The organism is Sunxiuqinia sp. A32 (genome assembly GCF_052690465.1).
The window spans coordinates 290,882-301,031 of the sequence record NZ_JBQYLI010000001.1 but is presented as its reverse complement, the minus strand read 5'-3'; the positions used below and the strand labels follow the sequence as shown (position 1 = coordinate 301,031).

7 protein-coding genes and 2 tRNA genes are annotated in these 10,150 nt (G+C 36.1%); 1 reads left to right on the top strand and 8 read right to left on the bottom strand.

Going from position 1 to position 10,150, the window contains the following annotated elements; all coding sequences use genetic code 11:
- Positions 1 to 17: 17 nt before the first annotated feature.
- From ACUNWD_RS01135 to ACUNWD_RS01115, 5 genes are all read right to left on the bottom strand, one after another.
- Positions 18 to 1,412 (bottom strand): SGNH/GDSL hydrolase family protein, encoded by a 1,395-nt coding sequence (locus ACUNWD_RS01135; RefSeq protein ID WP_445585920.1) that lies wholly within the window; start codon positions 1,410 to 1,412, stop codon positions 18 to 20.
- Between the two features lie 244 nt (positions 1,413 to 1,656).
- On the bottom strand, positions 1,657 to 3,150 hold the full coding sequence (locus ACUNWD_RS01130) for a RagB/SusD family nutrient uptake outer membrane protein (RefSeq protein WP_445585919.1): 1,494 nt from the start codon (positions 3,148 to 3,150) through the stop codon (positions 1,657 to 1,659).
- Between the two features lie 28 nt (positions 3,151 to 3,178).
- The gene (locus ACUNWD_RS01125; protein WP_445585918.1) at positions 3,179 to 6,526 is read right to left on the bottom strand and encodes a TonB-dependent receptor; all 3,348 of its coding nucleotides are present in this window, start codon (positions 6,524 to 6,526) and stop codon (positions 3,179 to 3,181) included.
- A gap of 83 nt (positions 6,527 to 6,609) precedes the next feature.
- Positions 6,610 to 7,614, bottom strand: a complete 1,005-nt coding sequence (locus ACUNWD_RS01120; RefSeq protein ID WP_445585917.1) for a FecR family protein — start codon at positions 7,612 to 7,614, stop codon at positions 6,610 to 6,612.
- Positions 7,615 to 7,729: 115 nt separating this feature from the next.
- A complete protein-coding gene (locus ACUNWD_RS01115) occupies positions 7,730 to 8,323 on the bottom strand; it encodes an RNA polymerase sigma-70 factor (RefSeq protein ID WP_445585916.1) in 594 nt (197 codons plus the stop codon).
- Between the two features lie 136 nt (positions 8,324 to 8,459).
- On the opposite strand from ACUNWD_RS01115, the gene ACUNWD_RS01110 reads away from it, so the two are divergent.
- Positions 8,460 to 8,738, top strand: a complete 279-nt coding sequence (locus ACUNWD_RS01110; protein WP_445585915.1) for a tetratricopeptide repeat protein — start codon at positions 8,460 to 8,462, stop codon at positions 8,736 to 8,738.
- 127 nt (positions 8,739 to 8,865) lie between these two features.
- Here the strand turns inward: ACUNWD_RS01110 and ACUNWD_RS01105 are convergent.
- The 3 genes from ACUNWD_RS01105 to ACUNWD_RS01095 all read right to left on the bottom strand — a co-directional run bounded on the left by ACUNWD_RS01105 (position 8,866) and on the right by ACUNWD_RS01095 (position 10,113).
- Positions 8,866 to 8,939 (bottom strand) — tRNA-Asp (locus ACUNWD_RS01105).
- A gap of 39 nt (positions 8,940 to 8,978) precedes the next feature.
- Positions 8,979 to 9,052, bottom strand: a tRNA-Asp gene (locus tag ACUNWD_RS01100).
- Between the two features lie 149 nt (positions 9,053 to 9,201).
- Positions 9,202 to 10,113 carry a metallophosphoesterase gene (locus ACUNWD_RS01095; protein WP_445585914.1) on the bottom strand — a complete coding sequence of 304 codons (912 nt, stop codon included), beginning with the start codon at positions 10,111 to 10,113 and terminating at the stop codon, positions 9,202 to 9,204.
- Positions 10,114 to 10,150: the final 37 nt, after the last annotated feature.

The following is a 10,150-nucleotide window of genomic DNA, read 5'->3' as shown; positions in this document are numbered from 1 at the left end:
TAAAAAATTTGAAATCGTTAATAAATTTTTTCCATGTTTAATTTATGCGTTGTTGGTTGGTTTATTTTGTATATCGTTTTTACAATTGCATCCATATAGTTTTTCCAGACTTCCCGTATTTCAGGATACCTGGCTTTTGTATAATAATCATAGCTTGCTCTCAAAAACATATCTTTCGGTAAGTATTCCCTGAGCTTATCTATTGCCTCCTGGTTATCGGCAAAAAGTAGTCCTTCCCTTCTTAGAAATGAGTATTCTGTCCAAAAATATTCTCTGAATCGCTTCTCAACTTCAAACCGCTCTTCATTCAAAAACATGACTTTTGTAGCTTGTTGATATTGAGGTGTAGTTGGATAACAAGCTAAATTAATTCCTTTTTGCAATTCAGTTGAAGAAACCTCAGCTATGAATTGATCATCAATCATTAACCGATAACTACCTTCTTCCAGATTTGTGACTTTTAAAATTTCCTGATTGAATTTCTCCATAAATGGCACGAGCTCCAGCGCGTCACGTTGTGACTTTTTATTTCCCCATCCATGTCTGGGAACCGTATCAATTGGATAAGGAAGTGAATTTGCCAAGTAATCAAATTCCAGTTTATCACCCGAGATCTTTACACCTGACACCTGACAATTACCCTGAACTTCGACTTTTGAATTTGAAGCATTTATTGAAACTTCTGCTACCTTTTTCCCAGCCAATCCCTGAGCTTTCAAAAACAAATAGGCCATCACCATTTGTCCATCATTATCCGGATGGATCCGATCCACTCCGCATAAAGTAAAAGTTGAATCTTTTGCCTGTTCCTGTTTGTTTACTTCAAGCATCGGCCTATTGAAATCCACGAAACCCCATTTATTCTTTTCAGCTGATTCTCGTTGAAAATCATTCACTTTCAACAAGGCTTCATTTTTTTGAGGTAATATAAAGTTGTTAAACTTTGAAGTCTCATCATAAGGTGAGCCACCAATAAGTACCTTGGTAACATTTTTCTCGGATTGAAAGCGCTTTTCAATTTCCAAATAGCTTTCATAGGATTTCTTTATCCGCTTTGCGGACAACTCCTGTGCATTGTCTTTCAAATAAATGCCATAATCGGTATCATTCATTCCAAAGGTTAAAGCAACATAGGTTGGCTCTCTATCAAAAATATCTTCATCCATCCGCAGTTTCATGTCCCATGAACATTCGCCACCAATCCCGGCATTCATCACAGTTACTGGATCGCCTGGAAAACGGGTCATGTAGTACAACCAAATAAACGAGTGATAATGGCCTCCATGCGTTATACTGTTTCCCACAAAAACGACTCTCTCGCCACTCTTAAAAGCCGGAATTGCCTGCTGTGCTTTAGAAAAACTAAAAAGCAAACAAGCACACATTAACAAGAAGATTTTTTTGATGTTCATAATTTATTTTTTTTAATTTTTCATGAAATTTAGTTGCTTACTCCGAAGTCATAATCACTCGTTAAAAAAAATACACTAACAATCACCGTCATCCCAATTCAGTTTTCGTTTAATTCGTATTATAAGTTACCTACTTTTTCAATCTATTTTTACATTAATCGAGTTTTAGTATAAAAAAAAAGAGGCTAATAAAACCTTTTCGGAATATTCTTCCTACAAGTTTTATAGCCTCCTCGAATATTAATTAATCTCTTAAAAGTGGATTAAGGTTCTTTTCATCGTATGGAACCGGGAATATAAGGTCCGATTCTTTAAACGGATATTCATGATTTGGAGCTGTGTACCCTATCAAATCAACAACCTGCTTAGTAACGGGATCAAAAGCCTTGTGCGTACGTAACATATCAAACCAATTCTGGAATTCGAAACAGAGCTCCCAAAAACGTTCTTTTATAACATCATCTGCATTTATTGATGATGGTTTGCTTTCGTTTGGAAGAGCCCGATGTCTAACCTGATAATATGCGTCAATTGCGGTTTGATCGGTGGTAGTACCTCCGTCCAGACTAGCCTTAGCTTCTGCACACATTAATAAAACATCAGCATAACGATAAATTGGAATATTGGCTCCACTTTGGCCAGTTTCTTCAGCAAGATCATCCCAGTATTTATTAATGTACGGCATGCCAAGATCGACAATGACGGATTCATCTCCATATTTAGCATGCGATGTGTAAAAATATGCTCCATTTTCTGTTCTTAAATCACCGTTATCATAACTTTCATAAAATACTGATAAGGGAGCTATACCACCACCATAGTTCGGATTAATAGAAATTGGTGCTTCAGGATACGGCATCATACCAAAATGAAATGGATTTGGAGAATTTGTTGAAGTACGTTGTATCATGAACATGTGCTCCCCCAAATTTTCATTTTCAGCCTTTCTCAAATCCTCATAGTTGTCAAACAAGTAAAACTCATTACTGGCAATAACCTCTTTGGCAGTATCATATGCTTTTTGATAATACTCATTCCCTTTTCGCAAAGGATAACCTGCCATGGTTAAATATACTTTTGTAAGAAGAGTTTTTATAGTCCCCATTGAAACATGTCCACTTTTAGCAGTCCATGGCAAACCAGATTTTTCAGCTTCAAGCAAATCCTGTACTATTTGATTATAAATATCTTCTTTAGGAGACTTTGGAATTTCAACATTAGATAGACTTTTGGTCGGTGTTGTTTTTAATGGAATATCCCCAAATAATTGCACTCCCAGGAAATAGTAATATGCCCTCAAAAAATAGACTTCCCCTAATAACTGTTTCTTTAGAGTTTCTGTTATAACACCTTCAGAATTTTCCAGATTCTCAATAACGCTATTACAGTTTTCGAGAGGCATAAACGTTGCTCTCCACATGGTGTTAAGTAAGCCATTGGTATCATTAATTCCGGAGAGTAACAAAAACTGGTTATGATCAGATCCGGTGGATCGAGGTTGCGTGCAATGACCAACAATAAATTCCAATGGAAAAATCCGAACAGAAGCGATCTCAAGATCAGTGCTTAGCATATACGACAATCCATCATATGTACCGTTCACTGCCGCTTGCATTTGGCTCTCTGTTACATAATATTGAGATGGAGTTAGGAAAGTTTTCGGTTCTTCTTCCAAAAATTTTGTACACGAAGCAAAAAATACAACAAGAACCAATATTATAATATTTTTCAATTTCATAATCGATATATTTTATGATGATTGCTAATTAGAAATTAATTCCAAGGCTTAACGAATAAACTCTTGGCTTAGGATATGAATAAACATCGACTCCCTGAGCAAAGATAGCGTCAAACGTAGCCACTTCAGGATCAGCGCCTTCATACTTTGTAAATAACAATGCGTTCTCAATATTAAATGATAATGATAGTGTATTGATATTAGCTTTTGACAATAAAGAACTTTTGAAATCATATTTTAATCCCACATTTCTTACCCTTAAAAATGAGCCATCCTCGATACTTCGCGAATCAATATCATTCTCATAACCATCTCCTGGTAACCTTAAGCTAACAACCATAGCATCTTGGTGTTCCGGAGTCCATGCATCTTCCAGTATTCCCCCGTACGCATTTGAAAAAGTTACGCGATTCTCCATTAACTGACGAGTAAAATTAACTACCTTATTACCATACCACCATTGTAAATCAAGCAAGAATGTGAAACCTTTATAAGCAACTGAATTACTTATATTCATTTCAAACTTAGGAAGACCATTTCCTAGATATTCCCGATCATCGCCATCTTTCATTCCATTGTCGTTTTTATCCAAAAACTTTAGATCTCCTGGCTTCTTATTATATTTCGCAGCTTCTTCTTCCTCGTCTGTACCCCACGTTCCTAAACGAACATAACCATAGAACTCATTGATGGGATGACCTTCTTCAATTTGACCTCCCCATTTACCAATTTTATTACCATTTATATCAATTACTTTTGAACGGTTCATGGAATAAACCAGGTTCGTCGACCATAAGAAATTGTTAGTCTGTACATTACGTGAATTCACAGTGATTTCAATCCCTTTATTTTGAATTTTTCCAAGATTAGTCATGGTGGAAGCATAACCTGTAGTAGCTGGTAACTGTAGTTGGTAAAGCAAATCTGTGGTAATTTTACGGTAATAGTCAGCAATCAACTGAATTCTACCATTAAAAAAACTTGCGTCAATAGCCAAATCAAGTTGTCCGGATTTTTCCCAACTCAAATCATTATTTTCAACATTTGAAAGGGTTACTTTCGGATACTGTGTCTTATCGAAATCTATCAAGCCATTTTGTAATTGAGCCATTGTAACATAGTCACCAATCTCCGCATTTCCAACAAGGCCATAACTAGCACGGACTTTTAAGTCATCAATGAAAGAACCTTTAAAGCGTTCAAAAAATTGCTCATTGGAAACTCTCCATGCACCTGAAAATGAGGGGAAGAAACCATACTGTTTATTTATACCAAAACGGGATGAACCATCTTCTCGAAAGGATGCACCAAGTAAATACCGATTTTTATAATTGTAGTTAATCCGGCTATAGTACGAATTCATTTTGCTATCGGTATAGTTAGAACCAATACTCTGTCTTACTGCTCCAACTCCCATATTATAATACTGAAAGAAATCATCGTAAAAATCCCATGCTTCTGCAGATGTACTGGTATTTTCAGAGTAGTACCAACTTGCCCCTGCAACTACATTTAATTGATGATCTCCCCACACTTTATCAATCGTAATATAATCTTCGTTTGTCCATGAACTAGAATTCAGATGAGACCTGGTTGCTACTCCATTTTGAGTATCTCCAAATCCAAAAAGTGTACTGGGTGCATAATACGAGTTGAGATTCGCTCCTTCTTGACGACTGAAACTAGTGGTAAGTTTAATGTCTGAAGTTATTTTAAAGGTTCCTATAATATTAGCCAAGGTGTACTTACGTTCTGAAACAGAAACCCTGTCTTTCAATACTTTAATTGGATTTTCCGTATTTTCAGCACCAGGATAATCGCCTTTATGGGAATACGTACCATCAGGATACATAACTGGTAAAAATGGCAATGCTTCCAGTGCATATCTGGATATAGACCAATCTGAATTTCTGGAATTGCTATTCCCTGTATTGATTACAGTTTTAATATTTAGCCAATCTTTCACATCCCAGCTCACGTTTAAAAATGCGTTGAGTTGCTGCCTGTAAGTCTCAAGCATTAACCCCTGATTATCTTTGTATGAAACATTTGCTGCAACGGTTAAATCATCCTTACCTCCCGAAAAAGTAAGGGAATGTTGGTGAGATATAGCTGAACGGGTGACCTCCTTCTGCCAATCAGTGTCATACTTAGGTGTCCCGTCACTATTAAAGATATCATCTTTTCGTTCAAAGGTATTACTTGGATCAAGGTGTGGAGCAATACGCCCAGGCTTATGTTCATACGCTCTTTTATACACCTCGAGAAGATCTGATGAATTTAAAACATCCACTTCATTCGCCAGTTCACCAATAGACATTACCGAACTGTATGAGATACTAGAGGTATTTTTTTCTCCCCCCTGTGTTGTAATCACAACTACACCGTTGGCTCCTCTAGCCCCATAAATGGCAGCCGACGTAGCATCTTTCAAAATATCTACTGATTTAATTATGTTTGGATCAATTGTTTGAGGATCGACACCAATTACCCCATCAACAACATAAAGCGGGTTGGTGGATGAGTTCAACGAGCCGATTCCTCTAATTTTAATAACCGGTGCGCCACCTGGTTCCCCTGAATTTAAAGCGACATTTACCCCGGCAACTTTCCCTGCTAGCCCTTGAAATAAATTCTGAGCAGTTGGTCTTTCGGTCAACGCTTCATTATCAACCGTTCCAACAGAAGTAGATAGATTGCTTTTTAATATTGTACCATATCCTACAGCAACAACTTCTTCCAGGCCAATAGCATCTTCCTCCATCATAATATTGATAGTAAATCTCCCATCAATAGAAATTTCCTGAGACTTCATACCTACAAAAGAAAATACCAATGTTCCATCTCCAGGAATATTGTTAATTGCATACTGCCCATCAACACCTGTGATAGTACCATTAGCAGTGCCTTTTATTACCACCGTCACCCCGGGAAGTGGAGCTCCGTTAGAATCTGTTACGATCCCAGTGATGTTAATTTCCTGTCCGTTTTGGGCGTTACCCTGTATGTTTTTGCTATCAGTAATAACAACATACCGACCAATAATTTCATAGCTTAATCGATCACTATCTAGAATGGTACTTAAAACACCATCTAAACTTTTATTTTTTACCTCAATCGACACTTTTTCATCGGAATTCAAGTTAGATTGAGAGTAAGCAAAACGATAATCACTTTGCTCCTCAATAACAGTAAATAACTCCCTGATTGTAATATCCTTGAAATCCAAATTAAGTTTTACATGCTGGGAGAAACTTTTTGCAGATGTCAGCATCGTAGCAAAAAGAACGAGAAAGAATGTAATTCTCATAATCCTCAATGTTTTTCGCAACAAGGCATAGGTTGCCCTCGTTGGTTTTTCATACTTTTTTTTCATAAATTTGATTGATTTTGTAGTTAATAAAATCGCTATAAAGGCATGCAGCTTTGTACCACCATTCGCTGTTTGCCTTTTTTTAATTAATTTGTTCGTTTAGTCACCCAATATTCATTTTGTTTAGTTCTTATTTCAATTCCTACTGCATTATCTATAATTTCAAAAAGACGTTCTATTGTTTCACCTTCCTCAAGGTTAACCACAAGTGTTTCTCCTTCATATTCATCTGATTTAAAGTGAATTTTCACATTATACCACCTCTCAATTTTTCTAAATACGGCATCCATGGGTTCATTATCAAAATATAATTCCCCACTTCTCCAGTTTCCATAATTTGTATCTGATGAAGGCAACAGTTTTATAGTTTCCTCATTTGAATCAATAATTGTTTTTTCTCCCGGCTTCATTTCAAACACTCTTTCATGCTGATTTAATGGAGCATAAGTAAGCTCAACAATACCTTCTTCAAGAAAGGTCATAGACTTACTTTCATCTGTGTAAGCTGAAATATTAAATTCTGTACCAATTGCTTTTACTTTAAAATCTTTAGCTGAAACCTCGAAAGGCAGTTTCTGTCCTTTAGCGACTTTGAAAAAAGCCTCTCCCTGCAATTTTAAAGAACGGTTGTTTTGATTAAAACTTGACGGATATTCAAGCTGTGAAGCAACATTAATCCATACTTCCGAACCATCTGGCAGCACGATATGTGTTCGCTCACCAGGCAAAGTTGATAAGGTGAACCATTCATTCGACTCTTTACTATTTTCTATGAGTAACCAGGATGTAACCAATAAAACAGGAAGAAGTAAAATCGCAGCGATTTTTTGAAGTTTATATAAATAATGGCGGATCTTTTGTCTTTTAAATCTGTCATTCTCCTTCTTAATCCGTGCTTTAATATCAGCAAACGATATATCATTCTCCAGATCAGATGCCTGCTTCCAATTATCGGCAAGCCATGCTTCAACATTTTCGTCTAATTGAATTTTAGCAAGCCAATAATCCAACATTTCCAATTCTTCTAACCCAACTAGCTTGTTACTATATAGCTTGCTGATGATCTGTTTAATATTTAATGGAATTTCCATAATTGTACATTTTCATTAAGTAATATGCGATAGCAGAGTTTTTCCGTGACTAAGGCAGCAAAAAAAATGAATTATTTTTTTATCAAACTGAATTTCAATAAATAACAGATAGTACCTATGCGGTATGTTTTTTACGAAAGAATAGCAGGAGCATACTCATTTTATCACGAAGGCCGTCACGAAGGAACGATAGTGCTTTACGAATTTGAGTATCTACGGTATTTTCACTTATCCCTAATTTTTTGGATATCTCTTTATAGCTGAGTCCTTCTTCCCTACTTAAAATAAATACTTCTCTTCTTTTTTCGGGTAAACGGTAAATTAATTTTGCAACTGCCTGTTGAAGTTCTTTATATTCAATTTGCTTTTCTGTAGTATTTGAGGAAGATTTGGATGAAAAATATAGCTCCTCAAGGTATTTGCGCTTGGTAAGCAATTTTCGAAGGTTACCATACAACTCATTACGAGCAATCGTATATAAAAAAGAATTCAATGATTTTGACGTATCCAGTTCCTTTCTATGCAACCACAATTTCACAAAAACTTCCTGAACAATTCCTTCAGCATCCTCTTCATCAGGCAAACTCTTTTTTAAGAAATCAAGCAATCTCCCTTTGTACCGATAAAAAATGAGTTCAAAGGCTACTTCATCCTCATTTTTTATCCGATGCATCAACTCTTCATCACTATTTAATCGAATATTTTTCATTCAAAGCGATAAATATAGAAATCTTAAATTGATCTTTTTTAGTTTTAGCTAATTCTTTAGAAGATTGAGAAATTCTTTATTTATTTTGAACCTTGCAGGAGGACCACAAGTTAATACTTACAGCTAATATGATTTTATGATGGATGAAATAATAAATATTGAAGAATATATAGAAAACAATCAGCTAGAGAAAGCAAACGAGTTAATTGAAAAGTTGATTACTGAAGAAATATCCAAAGAAAAATTATTCTTTTTGAGAGGAAAGATTCACTATAAAAAGCAGGAATGGGGTGAAGCTATTAACGATTTCAATAAGGTTTTGGAAATTAATCCGGACAACACCGAAGCAAAATCACAAATTGAGATGGCAATAGCGATTCTCGGTTACTACACTCCCGACATGTTTAATCCATAAACCGGATTTTGGGATTCTTTAATAGCTAGGTGATATTTTTTTTTATATTAAAAATCACTCACCATATAAACATAATACAAATCCATAATGACAAAAAAAGCCGTTTGAATAAACAAACAGCTTTTTGCGGTGACGACGAGACTCGAACTCGCGACCCTCGGCGTGACAGGCCGATATTCTAACCAACTGAACTACGCCACCTAATGTGTAAATATTTTCTAAGAACTTGTGTTTTTCGTGCGGTGACGACGAGACTCGAACTCGCGACCCTCGGCGTGACAGGCCGATATTCTAACCAACTGAACTACGCCACCATTTTACTCTGTAAGCCTCGTGAAATGCTATTTTCAAAAGGCTCTGCAAATATATACTTTCTTTTTTTTTCTGCAATAGGAAAATCTAAAAAAAGTTACAGATTTCGAATGCAAAATTAAAACAAATCAACCGCCTGCTTTTCAGGATATTACGACTTAATCAGATTTTCCTGTTTTAAAACTTTTTCTCCAGACCATTGATATGCAGTTAATTTCCCTTTTCGGCTCACACATGAATCAAGACAACAAAGGTTATTAGAAATTATATTCCCTCCATTTTTAAGACAAAAATGACCGAAAAATACGATCGGATCAGTTTCAGGATAGGCGGGATGATGGTGTATCAACTCAACAGGGATCGTATAATTAGGTAAATCAAATCGTGATTCAAATGACAATTCATTAAATGTCTTCCCAAACGGATCCAACCACCATTTTGATCTAAACGATCGGTGAGGTCGCCCAAGATTATCAAACACCAACAAGTCCTTTGGTAATTGGTAGTCAATTCCCCTACAGGTTTCCCAAAAAGCTTTGCTTATTTCGGAGTTATTCTTACTAATCTTCCTCAAAAAGCTTTTCCTCAACTTGGGCTCTGTAATATTTTCTTTTAGTAGTTGAATATTTTCTTCCTTCCAACAGGCATGAACGACCCGAATACCATCTAACTCCAAAAACATGGGTAATGTGCGCATCCATCTCATGTGACTTTTCCACTCTTCCGGATAAGCAGCAAATTCATCCAGTGTTTGAAAAAGGTTCAAGCGAAGTTTTGACGAGCGCTTAAAAATTCTGACTCCAGCCTGGTCTTTCAAATAAAACAAAATTGCATTCAACTCATGATTTCCCAGAATTGTATATGCATTTCCTGCTTCAACCATTGCTCTTACCAGCTTAATTGTTTCCCGGATATAAGGTCCGCGATTGATAAAATCGCCAACAAAAATAGCTTTACGTTCAGAATGAGAAAAAGAACCATTCACTTTTCGATACCCCATCTTCTTGAGAAGCCCTTTCAGCAACTCGGCCTGTCCATGAACATCACTTATTATATCATACATAAAAATGCCCGGTTTTTACCGGGCAATTTATAATTTT